This window comes from Tepidiforma sp. (assembly GCF_026419595.1).
In the GTDB taxonomy this organism is placed as follows: domain Bacteria; phylum Chloroflexota; class Dehalococcoidia; order Tepidiformales; family Tepidiformaceae; genus Tepidiforma.
Genome location: NZ_JANZZD010000094.1, coordinates 329 through 698, shown reverse-complemented (window position 1 = coordinate 698; position 370 = coordinate 329). Strand labels below are relative to the sequence as shown.

Sequence of the window (370 nt, the reverse complement as noted above, 5' to 3'; positions counted from 1 at the left end):
GTCCCAAGTCCTTAAATCGCACGTCTTTCTGCAACAAGCGGTGCGTGCCAATGACCACATCCACCCATCCCTCGGATACCCCTTTGAGCGTCTCCGCCTGTTCCGCCTCAGTGCAAAAGCGCGAAAGCAACCTCACTTCCACCGGAAACGACGCCAGACGTTCTTTGAACGTTTCATAATGCTGTTGCGCCAGAATCGTGGTGGGTACGAGCATCGCCACCTGCTTGCCGTCCATCACCGCCTTGAACGCGGCGCGCAGGGCGACTTCCGTTTTGCCGTAACCCGCATCGCCACAAATCAAGCGGTCCATTGGAATCGGACGTTCCATATCCGCTTTGACCGCTGCAATCGCCGCCGCCTGATCCTCGGT

The 370-nt window shown here is 57.8% G+C and carries 1 protein-coding gene; it reads right to left on the bottom strand.

The window, feature by feature from the left end:
* A partial coding sequence (locus N2041_RS14530; protein WP_297679316.1) for a DEAD/DEAH box helicase occupies window positions 1-370 on the bottom strand: 370 nt, incomplete at both ends.